The following is a 17247-nucleotide window of genomic DNA, read 5'->3' on the forward strand; positions in this document are numbered from 1 at the left end:
AGTATATGGAAAAGTTCTTCCATCTCAAAGAAAACGGCACGAATGTATCAACGGAGATCACTGCAGGTCTCACTACATTCTTCGCAATGTCGTATATTATCGTCGTAAATCCAATGATTTTAAGCCAAACTGGCATGCCTAAAGGTGGCGTTTTCCTCGCTACAATCATCGCAGCAATCATTGGTACCCTTGTTATGGGCTTGTTTGCTAACGTACCTTACGCACAGGCTGCTGGCATGGGTCTTAACGCATTCTTTACTTACACAGTTTGCTTCGGCCTGCATTTTACTTGGCAAGAGGCCATGTGCATGGTGTTCTTGTGCGGTTTAATTAACATTATTATTACCGTTACTAAAATTCGTAAAATGATTATTCGTGCCATCCCGACTTCGCTTCAACAAGCAATCGGCGGTGGCATTGGTTTATTTGTGGCCTATGTGGGCATGATGAGTGTTGGCTTGATTACTTTTACTTCCAAGGATCCTGCCGCCGCTGCAAAGAGTAAACCAACTGCTGCTATTCCAGGTCTTGCTGTTATGAATAACCCTGTGCTTTGGTTATTCCTTATTGGACTTCTTTTTGCTATTGTTCTTACAGTTCTTAAAGTTCGCGCAAGCTTGCTTATTACAATTATTGCAACTTCTTTAATTGGTATTCCTTTGGGATTGACTTCTTTGAACAATGCAGTGTCTGTTACTGATGCTTTTGCTCAGCTTCCAACTACTTTCGGTGCTATTTTTAGCGATAAGGGTTTTGCATCTTTGTTTGCTGATCCTGCTCGTTTGCCGCTTGTGTTGGTAACTATTTTCGCATTCTCAATGTCGGATACTTTTGACACTCTCGGCACCTTTATTGGTACTGGCCGTCGTACAGGTATCTTCTCTGAGACTGACGAAAAGGCTCTTGAAAACGGCTCCGGATTTAGCTCCAAGATGGATCGCGCATTGTTTGCTGATTCTATTGCTACTTCTGTTGGCGCAATTTGCGGTACTTCTAACACCACTACTTATGTAGAATCTGCTGCTGGTATTGGTGCCGGTGGTCGCACTGGTTTGACTTCCGTAGTTGTATCTATTTGCTTCGCGCTTTCTATTGTTCTTGCGCCTTTTGCTTCTGCAGTTCCTGCTGCAGCAACTGCAGGCGTGCTTGTTGTTGTTGGTTGCATGATGGCAAGCTCCTTGAAGGAAATTGCTTGGGACGATATTTCCGAAGCAATTCCTGCATTCTTTGCTGCCGTATTTATGGCGTTCTCTTACTCCATTTCTTACGGCATCGCTGCAGGCTTCATCATGTACTGCTTAGTTATGACTTGCAAGAAGCGTGCTAAGGAAGTTCATCCAATGCTTTGGATTGTTTCCTTGCTGTTCTTGCTTGATTTCGTTGCTAATGCAGTGCTGTAAAATGTGCATTTAATGTAAGGCGCATTTTGCAAGTAGTGAACTTGTGAAACATAAAATATAAAAGTAAAAATTAAAAAATTCGAGGGTATGTAAATTACATGCCCTCTTTTTTATTTCTATAGTATTTCTCTTGACATTGTCCTAACGGCGTATTAGACTTACCCAACGTAAACCACAGACCGTTGGCGGAATTAAAAATTCCTGAAATTGATGTGTCAGGCCAGCACAGGTTGAGCGATGATTTATAGCGAATTTCGTTATGAGTCGAAAATTTAAGCACATTTTAGTGTTTCTTATGTTGCTCTGCCAGTGCGCAGGGCTTTTTTATTGCCCTGTTTATTACGCTTGATGCATTTCTTTCACCTACGGCCAATTTAGGAAGGAACGCCATGAAGAGGCCCGAAAAGGAAGCGGTAGTTGCCGAGCTTACGAAACTTTTCCGTAATGCAGACGCTATCTACCTCACCGAGTACCGCGGGCTTACCGTTCCGCAGATTTCTACTCTGCGCGAAAAGCTAGGCCGCGATACTTCCTACTCTGTGGCTAAGAACACGCTTGCTCGTATTGCTGCTAAGGAAGCGGGCATTGAAGGTCTCGACGAGCTTCTCGCCGGTCCAACTGCAGTCACCTTCGTTAAGGGTGATTTCATTGAGGCTGCTAAGACCTTGCGTGATTTTGCCAAAGAGAATAAAGCCCTCGTCATTAAGGGCGGTTTCGCAGATGGAACCGTTTACGATGCCGAAGGTGCAAAGCAGCTCGCCGACTTGAAGTCGCGCCCACAGTTGCTTTCCGAAATGGCCGGCGCGCTCAAGGGCACCATGTCCAAGGCCGCTTACCTGTTCAACGCATTGCCAACCAAGGCAGTTCGTACAATCGACGCTTTGCGCGAGAAGCAGGAAAAGGCCGCTTGATTCCCTTGCAGCTTGCTGCATGAGACCAACCAAATGTAAAAATGTTATGGTCGTAAGGCATAAGGTATGCCCGGCCAAGTAAGAAAGGAAGCCAATTATGGCTAAGCTCACTAACGAAGAGCTTCTTGAAGCTTTCGGTGAAATGACCCTCGTTGAGCTCTCTGAGTTCGTCAAGGCATTCGAAGATAAGTTTGATGTCGAAGCTGCTGCTCCTGTAGCCGCTGTTGCCGCTGCTCCAGCTGCTGCTGGTGCTGCTGAGGAAGAGAAGGACGAGTTTGACGTCGTTCTCACCGCTGCTGGCGATAAGAAGATTGCAGTCATCAAGGCTGTGCGTGCTTTGACCAGCCTTGGCTTGGCTGAAGCTAAGGCTCTCGTGGACGGCGCTCCAAAGGCTGTTCTCGAGAAGGCTAAGAAGGAAGACGCTGAGAAGGCTAAGGCTGCCCTCGAAGAGGCTGGCGCTTCCGTTGAACTTAAGTAGTTCTAACTTTTTGTTGCTTTGCGCGTAACGCAGTTTTATGCGTGCGTGTATAGTGAAAATTAGGCGGTAGGATTATTCCTGCCGCCTTTTTTGTTGCGCTGCGACCTTTTCTTTACTTGCGCGTAAAGTTTCTGCCGCGCGTGTTATGCGAAGGTTGATGACAAGGCTGCCGCAAAGAAGTCTGATAAGAAGTCTGAAGCTAAGAAGTCTTCCGAGAAGAAGGCTGCTCCATTGGCTAAGACCGGTGCTGCTGTAGCTTTGGCTGCTGTTGCTGCTTCTGTGCTTGCTGGCATGGGTGCTGCTCTTCGCAAGATCCGTCACTAAGCTGAAATCTGATTCAGCGATGAATCATTTGTGCTTTAGCTTACTGGTTGATCGTTGAATCGGTTTTACTGTGAATTACTTAGTCTAGTGTGCTGAAAGGTGCGCTAGACTAAGTGCTTTTGTAAAAAATTTTGTGCTCTGCACGCTGTGTAGATCTTTTAGTTTTATACAGCAATTAATTGGTTTGCGTTTGCTTGTTGATATGGTTTGCCAAATTTCCTTTTTTACTATTGATTCAGGCTTCGTTAACCGATTAATGCTGAGCACTTTGCGTTGTTGCTTTCCGCTAGGGACGGTTGGTAATATCGCAAGTTTCGAGGCTCGGAAGTTTCTTCCGAGCCTTTTGTTATTTCCATTTGCATAAAGATTTTAAAAATTATTGCAAATAAAATTCTTTGCAAAAGTTCTAGTAAAATTCCTTATAAATTTTCTTGTAAAATCTTCAAATATGAATATGTGATATTTTTATGCTTAAAATCAACAAATACTAGCGCAATATACACAAAGCATGACACAATAGTCAGTAGTGTGTTTTTTGAAGGGAGCAGATCACGTGAGTGAGCGACAAACCGTGCAGCGCTGGATGATTACAGTTGGTGGTGTCGAGCAGGCACGTGTGGGTGCAGGTCAGTCTGTAGAGATTGGTCGAAAGCCTATACGCCCGTTGCGTGAAGATGGTTTCGCGCGCGTCGACATAGTGGATAATAAACGTTCTATGTCAAAGAGGCATGCGCTGCTAATTGTAGACATGCGAGGCGTGGCAACAATACGAGATTTGCATTCAACTAACGGTACATATTTAGTCAGCGCAAATGGTGATTTGCTGCGTCTAGAGCCTGATGTTGATTTTCAGCTTCCAGATAACTTAATGCGCATGCAATTCGGTGATGTTCCTGTTGATTTTGTGCGTGTAGAAGAAGAATCTGCTGAAGTTGAAAAAGATAACGCAGTGCGTAATCTGTTCTCTTATGCTACAGATGAATCGCATGATGAGCCTGCAGCTTCAGATTTATCAGTAGATCAAATTCTTGATTTGCGCGCTGGTGAGCCAACAGGTGTTTTCCATGCTCAATCAGTTTCGCATCCTGGATTGTCTTGGAAACAAGGCATGCAGAATCATACTCAGCTCAATGATGATTCGCAAACAGATGTTGCTCCAATCAATCATGATGTAACTTTGCCTGTTATGCGAGAACAGCAGGAGGCTCCTGTAGAGCCGCGTAATTTATTTGCAGATGCGCAAGCGATTCAGCAAGAAAGTTCAACTAAAGAAGAACCTTCGCAACAAGATTCTGTGATTTCTTCGGTTTCTGCAGTTGATCAAGCTGATTCAGTTGCTCAGGTTTCTCCGGTTGCTCAAGCTTCTCCGGTTACGCCAGTTAATCCGGAAACAAATGTATTGCAAAACGAAAGTTCTCAAGAATTTCCAGTATCTCCATTAAATTCAACTGAAACTTTTGCTGAAAATATTGCCAATACTTCAGCTTTTAATGGTGCAAATACAGGTTCTAATAATCTCGATATTAACAGTTTTGGCTCTACGAATCTCGGTACTACAAATCTCGACTCTAATAATCTCGATATTAACAATTCTGATGCGGAGTACACACCTGCATTTGAGCCAGGCTCCGTATTTGAAAAAGTATCAAAAGGCGAATTTGACTCTCAAGAAAATGTAGTGGAAGCCGGCGGATTTACGTCAAAAGAAGCTGAAGAAAGTAGTGATTTTTCAAAGCAATTTGAGATGGCGCAATATTCGCAGTTGCTTCCGTTTTTGGCTGCAAACACTGGGTTATATGATGACTTATACGCGTGGCTCGCAGCTCAAGGTAATTCTGAAGTAGATGCTGCACTAGCTAGAAACAGCGGTTATAGTGCATATCGCAAAGCTATTGAACAGTAAGCAAGTAGGGTGGGAATATGAGTGATACAAACAACGTGGAGCAGGATTCGTCAGAGCAAGTTTTTACTGATACAGTAGTTGAAAATACTACGTCAGAAGATGATTCTTTAGAAAAATCTGGCTCTAACAATACCAACAGCGCTCGTACTAACGCTTTACAACATATAGTTGGGTGGAAGCAGCAATATCAGGCTCAGCTATCTCCTTCTCCACTAGAAGATATAACGCAACTTGCTGCACAATTAGAGTTGACGCATGCTCATCCTTCCGGAATTGCGCAACTTTTTGCAAGCGGAAAAGTAACATTAAAATCTTTATTCCGAGACGCTGGAATGTTGCGGGCTGCTGGGCGAAGGCTAGATCGAGTTTTTGAAGATAGAGACGCAAAAGCACACGAAAGTGGCGTTTCCGAACTTTCTTTAATAGTTGGTGTTGCATCGTGGAATGGCAACCATGTGCCTGTTCTTACGTATCCTGTGAAAGTTGTTCGTGACACTAATCAAGATGAGACCTCCGCCACTATTTATTTCTCTGGAAGTGTTGGGCTGAACAATTCGCTTGTGTCGCGTTTAAGTGAGCGTGGTGTTCAACTTAGGGAAGATGTTTTATTCGACGGATCTCAATATGAAAGTGGAACGCCAGAAACTTCTGTAGTGTTTGATGCTATTTGTAAGCAAGCTCGATCAGCTTTTACAGATTTTGATATTGAGCGCGATATTATACTTGGCTGCTTTACAGATGCTGGTTCGCGTTTTGTAGCAGAAAGTGAACAAATTATTAACGCTTTGCAATCTGGCAATGTTGGAAATGCGATGATTGACGCTATGGCTGGCGATGATCGAGCTATTCATAAGCTTCAGTCTGCAAATAAGCTAGAATATAGTCCTTTCGACGCAGATCCTCATAGCGAATGCGAAGTTGGTGAAGTAGATAACGTTGTGCGTTATGCAGCGGATCTTGTTGCTTCTGGAAATTCTCTGTTCGTGGATATTGATTCGGGCTCAGATTCAGCTGCGATTGCTGCTGCGATTGCTTCTCGTTCTGTGATTGCAGGACGTTCTGTGTTGTATGTGCCTAATGTTGTTGAGCAGCAGAGGCGTTTCCGTTACACGTTGAATACGCATGAAATTTCCTCATTAGCATTAGACGTTGCGGATGGTCATATTGCTAAGCATGTCGATGCGCAGTTGATTGCAGCAGTTGGTGCTAGACATAGTATTGCGACTTCACGATTTGAGCAGGTTGCAGATGAGTTGGTTGGAGTGCGTTCTCGCCTTACTCGTTATTTAGGCGATCTTCATGGTATCAACGAAACTTGGGGAGTATCTGCATATCAAACAATCCAGAATCTTGCAGCAATTGCAATGTTTCCAACCCATCCGTCTACGCATGTGCGTTTAGATGTTTCCGCAGCGCACGCCATGACCGGTCATATTGAAGAGTGGTCGAAGAAATTCCACCAAGCCGATGAACTTGGAGAGTTTAGGATAAATCCTGAAGATACTCCTTGGTTTGGCGCGTCGATATTTGACGAAAATGAAGCTATATCTGTATATCAGCGTGTTGTAGACGTGCTTCTTAAGCTTCTTCCAGCAACTCGAGAACAAGTTAAAAGCACTGTGCAAAGCTGTGGTTTCCCTGTGCCAACAACAGCTCGTGAGTGGAGTCGTCAAGTTACAGTTCTCAAAAATTTGCGACGTGTACTTGACGTATTCCAGCCTGAAATTTTTGAGCGCGATTTAGATGCAATGATTGAAGCGAGTAAGCCGAAAGTTCAGCGTAAAGCCGAAGGCACAATTATGGGCTTCTGGGAACGTAGACATCATGTTCGAGAAGCGCGCAGCTTGCTAAGAGTTGGAGCTAAAGTCGATGATTTGCATGAGGCATTAAAGATTGTTGCGCAGCAAGCAGCTCAGTGGCGTACTTTCGTGCCTCACGGCGGATGGCCTGTTTTGCCTCCAAAATTGGATGATATTGTAAATACTCAAGAATTATTAGCAAGGCATTTAGTTGCTCTTGATGCAGTGTTAGCAACAACTCTTAAGGGCGCAGATCTTGAAAATATTGAATTTGCGCAGCTTGAAGCTCGTTTGCAAGATTTGCATGACGACAGAGCATCTCTAGATACTCTCCCTGGTCGTTGCAATTTGGAGCGTGAGTTCAGCAAAGCGGGCTTATCTGATTTAGTTAGCGATTTGCGTCGTCGCAACGTTACGGGTAATGCAATTGACGGTGAGTTGCAATTGGCTTGGTGGACTACTGTTTTTGAAGATATCGTTAATTCTTCTGCAATTATTTCTCACCAAGATGGCTCCGCAATGCAAGATGTCTCTGATCGATTCGTGCAAGTTGATACAGAACATGTGCGTTCAATCGGTCCAATGGTTCAGCAAGAAGCTATGAGGCATTTGTGCGATTTATTGTTCTCGCACACGCAAGAAGCTAATCAGTTACATACTATGCTTGCAGGAAACCGTTCTGGAATTACTTTTAATAAATTATTGCGCAATTATGCGGAACTTGTGTTGGCTGCGAAACCAATACTTGTAGCTATGCCATCTACTCTTACTATGATGACTCCGTTGAGACCTATTGCAGATACTGTAATAATTGATTCGGCATCTCATATATCAAATATTGAGTTGCTATCTGTTTTGTCTCGTGCTCGTCAAGTAGTAGTTTTAGCGCATAAGCAAACAGTAAGTTCTGAAAGTTTGCGTTCGCTTATTTCATTACTACCATCTGTAACAGTAGTTTCTAGAGCAACAAGGCGCTCGCTTCGTTTAGCGCGATTCTTGGAAGAACATGGTTACGGAAAGTTGCGTCACGACGTTCCTGTTGAGCGTTTGCAAGGTAAAGTTCGTTTGCATCAAATTGAAGCAACTGGAGTTCCAGTAATGTCTTCTGGGCTTATTGAAAGCAGCCAGCGTGAAATTGATGAAGTAGTTGAGCTTATTCGTCAGCGTGCGAATACGTTTACGGTTGTTCCTTCAAGCTATGTGCTTGTCGTAGTTACGTTGACAAACGTGTTCCGCAGTCGTTTGGGAGCAGAGTTGAAGTCTTTGTCTATTAAAGACGAAAACATGGCTAGATTCTTGCGACATGTGAGACTTTTGGGCGTTAATGAAGCTTCTGGAGCAATAGCAACAGATGTAATTATGTCGCTTTGCTATGCAAAAACATCTCATGGCAGACTTCTTCAGCAGTTTGGATTGCTTGAAGAAGAAGGTGGAAGCAGTATGCTTCTTGACGCTTTGGCTCTAGCTCGTCGTCATCTAGATATTGTTAGTGCGTTTACATCTAAAGATATGGAAGATGAGCGTTTGCACCAAGATGGTCCAAAGCTTTTGAAGAACCTTTTGCAATGGGCTGAGAAGTTAAGTGATAAGCCGCTTCGTCCAGAAGATGCCAACGATGTTGAAGCGCAAATTGCTGCAGAAGCTGCACAAAGAAATGTGCTATTTACTGATTTAGCTGAGCGTATTCGCTCGCGTGGATTAAAAGTTGCAGTCAACTATGGCTTCGATAATGGCGTTAGAATTCCTCTAGTAGTTGGACTTGCGGACAAGTCATTTGCTGTTGCTGTGCTTACGGATGATGCGCAATTTATGAGCGTGCAATCAACTCGTGAACGTCATCGCATGATTATTCAGGATTTGGAGTCCTTGGGCTGGTCAGTTATGACAGTGTGGAGCGTTGGAGCTTTTGTCAATCCTGAAAAAGAGGTTGATCGTGTTGTTTCTCGTCTCGGGGAATTGTATGGTGACAACGAATGAGTAAATACGATCCCAATAGAAGATCTCCCCGCAGGTCAGTTAGGGTTGTTCGTGAAGGCTCGGAGCTTTTTGATGCAGATGGCGTTAAACTCGAGCCTTCTGACGAGCTTACTTTGCAACAGCGTAATCAAGACGACGATAATCGTATTTTAAGCGAATTGCCGCCTCACTGGGCGGTGTTTTCCGAGCGTATTAGTTGAGCTTGAAATACGCGAGAAGTAGCAGAATGATTTATTCTTGTTGCTGCTTGTTGCTGACTGGTCATTATCGCTAATTGCTAATAATTACCGCTGATTTCTACTAATCGTGTACGTATTCCATGACGGCAATCTCATTGTGACAATTTCATGGCAACAATTGCCAAAGAGGGGTTTGCAGACTGAGCTTGTAATAATCGCAACGCATCTGCAGCAGGCATAGCAAGAGTGGTAGTATTTTGCTGATTTTGTGAAACTTGGGTGCTTTGAGTTATTTGCATTACCGTAACATTATGAACTACGCTAACATAGTGTTCATCAATTTCTGAAATATTGTTTTCTTCAATATCCTGGTTTTTGTTTTTATCGTTATTTTCTACAGTGCTGCTTTTAGATTTTTCGCTGTTGTGACTTTCTGCATTTTTAGAGTTAGAAATTTCTTCATCTTGTACCGGCTTGCTAAAAGCTAGATCAATTTTTTCGCCAGGAAGCAGTGTGTGATCTGCACTAGCTAAATGAATGGTAATAGAAGTGAATCCTTCTGGAATGCGCGGAATTTTACTCAATAGTGTTTGCAAAATTGGCATGCCTTTACGTATTTCGCATGTTGCAATAATAGAAGCATTCGCGCTTATATTATTAGATAGCGCTTGATTAAATACTTTATGCTTAGGCACTCGAACGTATGCAATATCGTTTACGCTAATGCGTGAACCTTGCTGAATATTGTGTTTAGCTACTGCTATAACTTGAGTTTCTTGTGAGTCAATAATAGTTGACACAACGAGTAAAGCCATCATTCCAGCACATAGCACAATAATGATTTTCCGCACGAAAGCGCGTTGTCTTCGCTGCAATAACGCACTATTTTTTGCGTTATTTTGAGATTTAAATAAAGAAAAATTTATGCTCATACCTGCATTTTGAAATATAAAAAATGCAAGAGCAAGAAAAATTGCGCGCTGTGGATAAAACCTATTAGCGCGCAATATTTAAACAATAATTAATATTTATAATTTTACAAAATCATTTATCGGTCCGATAAAAGCCTTTGCCTTTAAAGTTGATTGGAGGAGCAGAGTACACTTTGTGCACTGCATCTTTTCCGCACTGAGGGCAAATGGTAATAGGGTCATCTGAAAATGATTGATGTTCTGAAAAATCGTATCCGCATTGCTTGCAACGATAATGATAAGTAGGCAAAAGTCCCTCCGAAGTTACACGAGCACGTAAGTAGAAACTTACTGTTCCTTCACATATCCTAGTACATACTATGACAGTTATTATAGGTGTTAAATTTGCTTAGTGAATGATTGCGGCACAGCATATTGTGTGATGTCGCGCGCAATAATCCCACATTTTGGCGACACGCCGAAATGTTTATGTTGCTACACATCCTATGACTTCTTTATATTAATAGTTATGGGTTATGAATCGGTGAGTGCGGTACTCGTATTAGTCATCCTCGTAGCCTTATGGTTCGGGTGGTTGCCTAAACGCACGGTTAACGGCATGAAGTCTATGCTTGAACATCGCGAGGATAGGTTTTCACCAACACTTCATCTTGTAGGTGAGTGGAGTACTGCGCGCATTTGCGACGGTACTAGTATGTTGGCAAAAGGGGCTTGTATGCAACCGACACAACAAAAACGAACATTAACTCCTGAATATATTGCGCGCATTCGCGCTGCTAGGCGTGCTGCAATACGCCGCCGTTGTGTGTTGGTAGTTGCGCTTGCTGCCTTGACTTTTGTTGTATTCTTAGCAGGATGCTCTGGTATATTTTCTCCAGTTTTTGCTCTTATTCCTGGAGCTATATTGGCAGTAGTGCTTTATTTTGGAGCTCGTGCTTCTAAGCATGCTCGTGCTTGGGAGGCGCGTATTGCAACAATGCGCGCTGCTTCGAAATGCAAAGCTGAGGATGAGCTGTGCGAACGCCACAATAGTGCTGTTATATGCCAGTTGAAAGATTATTCTTCTGCATCTGATTCTGATTTTAATGGAGAAATCAACAGTAGTGATGCGATTTCTCAAAACGACAGTGCTGAATATTCTGTATCTCAGACTGTAGTGCCTGTTCGAAATGATGCGTCTCGTGACAATACTGAAACTTCGGTTATGGAGCAGAGCGAAATTCGTGTTGCGTTACATCGTGCGGAGCAAGAGCGCAATGCAGCGTTGCGTGAGCGTTTGTATAAAGAAGAATCTGAATCTAAAGAGTCTAATATCGTTGAGGCGGAAAATAAAGACGCATACGATTCTTCTAACGCTTTTGTGGCTTCGGAGCAAAACTATCAGTCTAATCAAGATTTAATTTCGTTCTCGCTTGATTCACAAACTAAGTCTGATTCAGGTAATGCTAATTTAGCATCTCGTACTCCAGAAAGTTTGGAAATTAAGTCAACTAAGCAAGTAGTTAAAGCTGTACCAGTTGCTAATGTTGATAATGCCGATGACGCTGCTAATTTTGCTGCTACAAACTCTTCTCAGTTCCACGAAAAAGAAAAAGTGAGCGAAGTGGATGCCCCAGAGAGTTCTGAAGACTCACTCGGCGTGGCAAATTTGCATGATGTTCTTGCTCGTCGAAATGCATGATTTAAGAGTTTTCTAAAAATTTTCTTAAAAGATTAGCACTCGAGTTGTTAGAGTGCTAAATTCGCGGTATTATGAGGCATAGAACGTAAGTGCGGTTGCGGACGTGATCGTCAGCCTCGTCGGATTGTTTCTTGCGTACGAAATAGTATCTCTTATGAAAGGGGTGGCAACAGTGTCGATTAAGCTCACACCGTTGGAGGATAAGATTATTGTTAAGCAAGCTCAAGCGGAAACTCAGACTGCTTCTGGCTTGTATATTCCAGATAATGCCAAGGAAAAGCCACAGCAGGGTGAAGTTCTTGCCGTAGGTCCTGGTCGTCGCGACGATAAGGGCGAGCGCATTCCTATGGATGTTAAGGTTGGAGACAAGGTTCTTTATTCCAAGTACGGCGGAACTGAAGTGCATTATGAAGGTGAGGACTACTTAATCGTGTCTTCTCGTGATGTGCTTGCAATTCTTGGCTAGTATTTAGCCGGTTGAAACAATAAAACTTACGCTGGAAATGACGGAAACGTTGTTCCCAGCGTTTTTTATTGCGGTACGTAAGAATGTCTGTGGAATATTTGGATAGGCGGCAGAAACTTTACGCGGTTGTAAGGTTTTGGTCGGATTTTTACTATTGCACAGTTAAGGCATGTGTAGAGTATGATGGAGAAGTATGACATACAAACACCGCAATATTGTAGATACAATTCCTAGCTACAAGCAGGGTAAGCCAGCTCCTAAATTAGACGGCATTCGTGCGTATAAGATTTCTAGTAACGAAAATCCTTATGAGCCTTTGCAAAGCGTAAAAGAAGCGATCTCAAATCGCGCTCTTAATGTAATAAACCGTTATCCTAATATGCGTGGCACAGAAGTTGTTGAAGAACTTGCTAAGCGTTTTGGTGTGACTGCAGACGAAGTAGTGCTTGGTTGCGGCTCTACGGAAGTTATTACGCAGCTTGTTGATTTAGTTGCAGGTCCGGGAGATGAGGTCATATATCCTTGGAGAAGCTTTGAAGCTTATCCGATTATTGTGACTGGAGCTGGTGCTACAAGCGTTCAGATTCCTAATCGTGCTGATGGTTCCCATGATGTTGACGCTATGATTGCAGCTATTAGCGATCGCACGCGTTTGGTTATTTTGAATAATCCTAATAATCCAACTTCTGCTTCGCTTAGCGAGGAGGAAGCTCGCAAGGTATTAGATGCTGTGCCAAGCGACGTTCTCGTACTTATTGACGAAGCTTATGTGCAGTTTAACACAGCAAAAGGCACTGCAAATGGCATAAAACTGTACCATGAGTATCCAAATGTAGTTGTTGCTCAAACGTTCTCCAAGGCTTATGGATTGGCAGGTTTGCGCATTGGTTATGGTATTGCTCCGGCTGAAGTCGTAGACGGTATGCGTAAAGTTGCTGTGCCATTTGGAGTGTCTCAAATAGCGCAGGTCGCAGCTTTGGCTTCTTTGGAAGATGACGCAAGCAAGGAGATGAGTACTCGTGTTGCATCTCTTGTTGCTGAGCGTGAGCGCATTCTTGAAGCTTTGCGCGAGCAAGGTTGGAATATTGAAGATGCGTATGCAAACTTCTTCTGGATGCCATTTGGGGCAGATACCGAGCGTGCAACAGAACATTTTATTGCTGCAGGATTGTCTGTTCGCGCTTTTGCTGGTGAAGGTATTCGCATTAGTATCGGCGAGCGCGAGGCTAATGACAGGGTTTTGACAGTTTGCGAAAATTTAAAAAAAGAAGGTTTTTCGCTAAATAACTAGCTTTTTGCATAAAAGTTTTGCTTTCGGCGTGTCTTAATCTTGCATTAGTCGCGATTTCGTGGCAAAATAACAAAGTTGCCGTTTGAAGTTCACTTCTTACGGAGACTGCTGGCGGGTTTCCCAAGTGGTCAAAGGGAGCTGACTGTAAATCAGCCGCTTCGTGCTTCAGTGGTTCGAATCCACTACCCGCCACGCCTCGATAGCTCAGTGGTAGAGCACTTCCTTGGTAAGGAAGAGGTCGTGAGTCCGATTCTCACTCGAGGCTCTCTGGCGGGGTAGCTCAGCTGGCTAGAGCGTACGACTCATAATCGTAAGGTCAAGAGTTCGAGTCTCTTCCTCGCTACAACGGCCAGTAGGAGACTGGCTGGCCAATAATGAATTGTAGAGGTGAACGAAATGGCAAGCAAGAGCGCCGACATCCGTCCGGGCATTACGATGGCATGCACGGAGTGCAAAGAGCGTAATTACATCACGACGAAGAATCGTCGCAATACGCCTGATCGTCTTGAGTTGAACAAGTTCTGCCCACGCTGCGGCAAGCATACGCTTCATCGCGAGACTCGCTGAATCTTCAGCTTACTGCGCTCACGATTTTGGCTTGTTTAAGCTTATTGCTGGTTGCGCAGATTTTATGCTTATTACCCCGCTTAATGCGGGGTTTTTGTTATTTATTGCTGTTAATATTTAAACCATGAGTATGCAAGCATCTTTAGTAAGTAATCCATCCTTTGCAGATATAACAACTGTTGGCGTAGGTGGCAAAATTGCGCGTTTTATAGAGCCAAAAAGTCGCGTTGCTGTTATTGAAGCGGTAGAAGATGCTGATGAGCTTGGTCTGCCTTTATGCGTTATCGGTGGCGGCTCTAATATGCTTGTTAGCGATGAGAATTTCAATGGCGTTGTTGTGCGAGATGCTAGACGTGATATTCATGTGCTTGATGAAGCAGCACCTTCAGAAGATGGCATTGATTTGCAAAGTGGTGCTCATTTAGTGCATATCAATGCTGAAGCTGGTTGTAATTGGGATGATTTTGTTTCCCATACGATTTCTCTTGGCTTAGAGGGTGTAGAAGGTCTTTCTGGCATACCAGGCACTGTTGGGGCTTCTGTTGTGCAAAATATTGGCGCTTATGGTCAAGAAGTATCTCAAAGTGTTACTTCCGTAGAAGTCTGGGACCGCAAAACAAAATCAACTATAGAGCTGCAGAAGGATGCTTTAAATTTTGGGTATCGCACTTCATTGCTTAAAAAAAGCATGTACTCTTCAGTAGGAGTTCCTGCGGACTCGTATTTTCCTACTCCTCGTTACGTTGTGCTGTCTGTTACTTTTTGTTTGAAACATAATTCAACCGGCGTTGTCTCTCATTCGCAATTAGCTAATGCTTTGCACGTAGAATTGGGTGAGCGCATGCAAACAGCAGCAATACGTCGTGAAGTTTTGCGCGTTCGTGCCTCTAAAGGCATGCTTGAGGATGCTTCTCGTTACGATAAGCCGTGGATGCGTGGTACAAAGTGTGCTGAAGGTGTTGAATTTGCTTTGCGATTGCAAAGTGAAGACTATGTTACTGGCGAATTTTTAGAGGGCGATAATATTTACAGTGATCGTCATAGTTGCGGTAGTTTCTTTATGAATCCAATGCTTAGTACTAGTGAAGCCGATACTTTGCCAGAAGATGCTCCTAAATTTGATGCAATTATGCAAGATGGATCGCATGGTATAAAAACTTCTGCAGCTTGGCTTATTGACCATGCTGGATTCCATAAGGGTTTTAGGCTTATAGAAAATGGGAAACCTTCGCCTGCGGGGCTTTCTTCATTGCATACTTTGGCACTTACCAATCGTAATAATGCTTCTTGTGAAGATATTGCAAATTTGGCAAAAACTATTATCCGTGGTGTGCAAAGTAAGTTTGGTGTAACGCTTATTCCTGAACCTGTTGTAATAAATATTTCTATAAACTGAAAATTTTACGAATATGATGCGTTTTATGCAGTAATATATAAGTTTATTATTTAAATTTTCACAAATAATAAAGGAACACACGGTAAAACTACCGTGTAAGCAATGTTTTGTGTAATATTTACCTACATTATCTATATAAATTTTTTATTTAATTACATTTACAGGAATAAATAAAGAAAAGTAAGTAGAAATTTTATATAGGTGAAGTCGCAACTGTTTCGCAAATTTGTTGATGCGCTTCTGATTGCGGCATACCTTTATACCTATACCTCAACGAAAGTGCGTTTATTATGCAAATATGGAGAAAAAAGTCTGTTGAACAGACTATCGCTGAGACTATGGATGGTGAACGCCATCTTAAACGTACATTAAATGCTTGGGATTTGGCAGTTATGGGTGTTGCTGTCGCTGTTGGTGCCGGTATTTTCTCTGTCGGCGCTCAGGCTGCAGCATTCCATGCTGGTCCTGCTGTAATTATTAGCTTTATTATTGCAGGCATTGTATGCGGTTCTGCTGCAATGTGCTATGCGGAATTTGCATCTATGATTCCAGTTGCTGGATCTGCTTATACGTTTACATATACTACAGTTGGTGAGCTTATTGCTTGGATTATTGGCTGGGATATGATCCTGGAAATGCTGATGGCTGGCTCAGTAATTTCAAAGTATTGGGGCGTTTATCTTAACGATTTAATGAAGCTTTTCGGTTTGAATATGACCACGACTTTTAACTTAGGTGGTTTCACTATTGATGTTGCTCCAATCATAATCGTTGCATTCTTTACAACTATGCTTGTCCTTGGAACTAAGCTTTCTGCACGCTTCGACGGCGCTTTAACAATCTTGAAGATTGGTATCGTTCTATTCGTGGTTGTTGTGGGCTTCTTCTACATTAAAGCTTCCAACTTTACGCCATTTGTGCCACCTGCAACCGACGCTGCAAGTGTAAAGGGAATAGAAGTCTCTGGGGTTATGGCACAACCTTTGTGGCAGTGGGTAACAGGCATGCAGCCAGCTGTTTATGGCGTTCCAGGTATTCTTTCCGGCGCGGCTCTCGTGTTCTTCGCATTCATCGGTTTTGATGTTGTTGCAACAACAGCAGAAGAAACTAAGGATCCGCACAAGAACATTCCACGAGGCATTGGTCTTGGATTGTTTATTGTTACTGTTCTTTACATCCTCGTCGCAGTCGTAACAACTGGTATGGTTTCCTACAAGGATTTGGCAAAGCAAGCCGCTCCTTCGCTTTCTACAAGTTTCGAACTTGTGGGTGCTACTTGGGCTGCAAAGATTATTTCCCTCGGTATTGTTATTGGTTTAACAACCGTTGTGATGGTGCTTTTGCTCGGTCTTACGCGCATTATCTTCGCTGTGAGCCGCGATGGCTTGCTTCCACGTAGCTTCTCTAAGGTAAGCAAGCGTGGTATTCCTGCAAGACTTCAGATTGTTGCTGGTATTGTTGTGGCAGTCGTTGCTTCCACTCTCGATATTGGCATTCTTTCCGACATGGTGAACATTGGTACGCTTTCTGCATTCCTGCTTGTTTCTGCTGGTGTGCCGATTATGCGTATGCGCAGACCAGATTTGCACCGTTCATTTAGCGTTCCTGGCAATCCATGGCTTCCGCTGTTTGCAGCGCTTTCTACATTCTGGCTCATGCTTAACTTGTCTGTATTGACTTGGATTCGTTTTGCAGTGTGGCTGGCAATAGGCTTTGCGGTATACTTCGGCTACTCTTACCGCAATTCTTTGCTTGGCAGGCAGTTGCGTAAAGCTAAGCAGCTCGGTGTTCCGGTTGAAACTTTGTTTGCTCAAGATGCTGCTGCTGCAGAGAAGGTAGCTGAAGGAGAAACAGAGGAGCAGGCTCGTGCAGAAGCTCAAGCTGAGGCGACTGCTGCGGCCTCGCAAGATAGTCAAAATTAATAAATTATTTATTTAGCAAGA

General features: G+C 43.3%; 14 protein-coding genes, 3 tRNA genes and 1 pseudogene. 16 read left to right on the plus strand and 2 right to left on the minus strand.

Going from position 1 to position 17247, the window contains the following annotated elements; all coding sequences use genetic code 11:
- Positions 1-5: 5 nt before the first annotated feature.
- The 7 genes and pseudogenes from HXT57_RS00930 to HXT57_RS00960 all read left to right on the plus strand — a co-directional run bounded on the left by HXT57_RS00930 (position 6) and on the right by HXT57_RS00960 (position 8992).
- The gene (locus HXT57_RS00930; RefSeq protein ID WP_076002611.1) at positions 6-1400 is read left to right on the plus strand and encodes an NCS2 family permease; all 1395 of its coding nucleotides are present in this window, start codon (positions 6-8) and stop codon (positions 1398-1400) included.
- Between the two features lie 389 nt (positions 1401-1789).
- Positions 1790-2311, plus strand: a complete 522-nt coding sequence (gene rplJ / locus HXT57_RS00935) for a 50S ribosomal protein L10 (RefSeq protein ID WP_004109752.1) — start codon at positions 1790-1792, stop codon at positions 2309-2311.
- Positions 2312-2408: 97 nt separating this feature from the next.
- A complete protein-coding gene (rplL, locus tag HXT57_RS00940; RefSeq protein ID WP_004105575.1) occupies positions 2409-2789 on the plus strand; it encodes a 50S ribosomal protein L7/L12 in 381 nt (126 codons plus the stop codon).
- A 150-nt stretch (positions 2790-2939) separates the two neighbouring features.
- Positions 2940-3113 (plus strand): annotated as a pseudogene (locus tag HXT57_RS00945) (peptidase); the annotation flags it as partial.
- A gap of 553 nt (positions 3114-3666) precedes the next feature.
- Positions 3667-5016 (plus strand): FHA domain-containing protein, encoded by a 1350-nt coding sequence (locus HXT57_RS00950; RefSeq protein ID WP_116773827.1) that lies wholly within the window; start codon positions 3667-3669, stop codon positions 5014-5016.
- Positions 5017-5033: 17 nt separating this feature from the next.
- Positions 5034-8792, plus strand: a complete 3759-nt coding sequence (locus HXT57_RS00955; protein ID WP_421783597.1) for a helicase — start codon at positions 5034-5036, stop codon at positions 8790-8792.
- Complete coding sequence (locus HXT57_RS00960; RefSeq protein WP_004109746.1) at positions 8789-8992, plus strand: hypothetical protein; 204 nt, start codon at positions 8789-8791, stop codon at positions 8990-8992. The genes HXT57_RS00955 and HXT57_RS00960 overlap by 4 nt, the downstream gene beginning before the upstream one ends.
- 131 nt (positions 8993-9123) lie before the next feature.
- Here the strand turns inward: HXT57_RS00960 and HXT57_RS00965 are convergent, their stop codons facing one another.
- Positions 9124-9903: an SAF domain-containing protein gene (locus HXT57_RS00965; protein ID WP_421783599.1), complete on the minus strand. Its 780-nt coding sequence runs from the start codon at positions 9901-9903 to the stop codon at positions 9124-9126.
- 112 nt (positions 9904-10015) lie between these two features.
- A complete protein-coding gene (locus HXT57_RS00970; protein WP_004574103.1) occupies positions 10016-10192 on the minus strand; it encodes an FmdB family zinc ribbon protein in 177 nt (58 codons plus the stop codon).
- A gap of 309 nt (positions 10193-10501) precedes the next feature.
- On the opposite strand from HXT57_RS00970, the gene HXT57_RS00975 reads away from it, so the two are divergent.
- From HXT57_RS00975 to HXT57_RS01015, 9 genes are all read left to right on the plus strand, one after another.
- A complete protein-coding gene (locus HXT57_RS00975) occupies positions 10502-11584 on the plus strand; it encodes a hypothetical protein (protein WP_421783601.1) in 1083 nt (360 codons plus the stop codon).
- 172 nt (positions 11585-11756) lie between these two features.
- The gene (gene groES, locus HXT57_RS00980) at positions 11757-12050 is read left to right on the plus strand and encodes a co-chaperone GroES (protein ID WP_004114319.1); all 294 of its coding nucleotides are present in this window, start codon (positions 11757-11759) and stop codon (positions 12048-12050) included.
- Positions 12051-12243: 193 nt separating this feature from the next.
- The gene (gene hisC / locus HXT57_RS00985) at positions 12244-13341 is read left to right on the plus strand and encodes a histidinol-phosphate transaminase (RefSeq protein ID WP_076002616.1); all 1098 of its coding nucleotides are present in this window, start codon (positions 12244-12246) and stop codon (positions 13339-13341) included.
- A gap of 110 nt (positions 13342-13451) precedes the next feature.
- Positions 13452-13533 (plus strand) — tRNA-Tyr (locus tag HXT57_RS00990).
- A gap of 1 nt (position 13534) precedes the next feature.
- Positions 13535-13606: transfer RNA gene (locus HXT57_RS00995), tRNA-Thr, on the plus strand.
- Positions 13607-13610: 4 nt separating this feature from the next.
- A tRNA-Met gene (locus HXT57_RS01000) sits at positions 13611-13684 on the plus strand.
- 53 nt (positions 13685-13737) lie between these two features.
- Positions 13738-13908, plus strand: coding sequence for a 50S ribosomal protein L33 (rpmG, locus tag HXT57_RS01005; RefSeq protein ID WP_004105548.1), 171 nt, complete (start codon positions 13738-13740; stop codon positions 13906-13908).
- 124 nt (positions 13909-14032) lie between these two features.
- On the plus strand, positions 14033-15304 hold the full coding sequence (locus HXT57_RS01010; RefSeq protein WP_421783603.1) for an FAD-binding protein: 1272 nt from the start codon (positions 14033-14035) through the stop codon (positions 15302-15304).
- A 290-nt stretch (positions 15305-15594) separates the two neighbouring features.
- On the plus strand, positions 15595-17226 hold the full coding sequence (locus tag HXT57_RS01015) for an amino acid permease (RefSeq protein ID WP_116431935.1): 1632 nt from the start codon (positions 15595-15597) through the stop codon (positions 17224-17226).
- Positions 17227-17247: the final 21 nt, after the last annotated feature.

The sequence above is a fragment of the Gardnerella sp. KA00771 genome, from assembly GCF_049244045.1.
Taxonomy (GTDB): Bacteria; Actinomycetota; Actinomycetes; order Actinomycetales; family Bifidobacteriaceae; genus Bifidobacterium; species Bifidobacterium swidsinskii.

Coding starts and splice junctions, on each gene's coding strand:
- HXT57_RS01010 (WP_421783603.1), top strand. CDS start 14,033: ATGAGTATGCAAGCATCTTTAGTAAGTAATCCATCCTTTGCAGATATA.
- rplJ (WP_004109752.1), top strand. CDS start 1,790: ATGAAGAGGCCCGAAAAGGAAGCGGTAGTTGCCGAGCTTACGAAACTT.
- HXT57_RS00975 (WP_421783601.1), top strand. CDS start 10,502: ATGAAGTCTATGCTTGAACATCGCGAGGATAGGTTTTCACCAACACTT.
- HXT57_RS00930 (WP_076002611.1), top strand. CDS start 6: ATGGAAAAGTTCTTCCATCTCAAAGAAAACGGCACGAATGTATCAACG.
- HXT57_RS00960 (WP_004109746.1), top strand. CDS start 8,789: ATGAGTAAATACGATCCCAATAGAAGATCTCCCCGCAGGTCAGTTAGG.
- rplL (WP_004105575.1), top strand. CDS start 2,409: ATGGCTAAGCTCACTAACGAAGAGCTTCTTGAAGCTTTCGGTGAAATG.
- rpmG (WP_004105548.1), top strand. CDS start 13,738: ATGGCAAGCAAGAGCGCCGACATCCGTCCGGGCATTACGATGGCATGC.
- hisC (WP_076002616.1), top strand. CDS start 12,244: ATGACATACAAACACCGCAATATTGTAGATACAATTCCTAGCTACAAG.
- HXT57_RS00965 (WP_421783599.1), bottom strand. CDS start 9,903: ATGAGCATAAATTTTTCTTTATTTAAATCTCAAAATAACGCAAAAAAT.
- HXT57_RS00955 (WP_421783597.1), top strand. CDS start 5,034: ATGAGTGATACAAACAACGTGGAGCAGGATTCGTCAGAGCAAGTTTTT.
- HXT57_RS01015 (WP_116431935.1), top strand. CDS start 15,595: ATGCAAATATGGAGAAAAAAGTCTGTTGAACAGACTATCGCTGAGACT.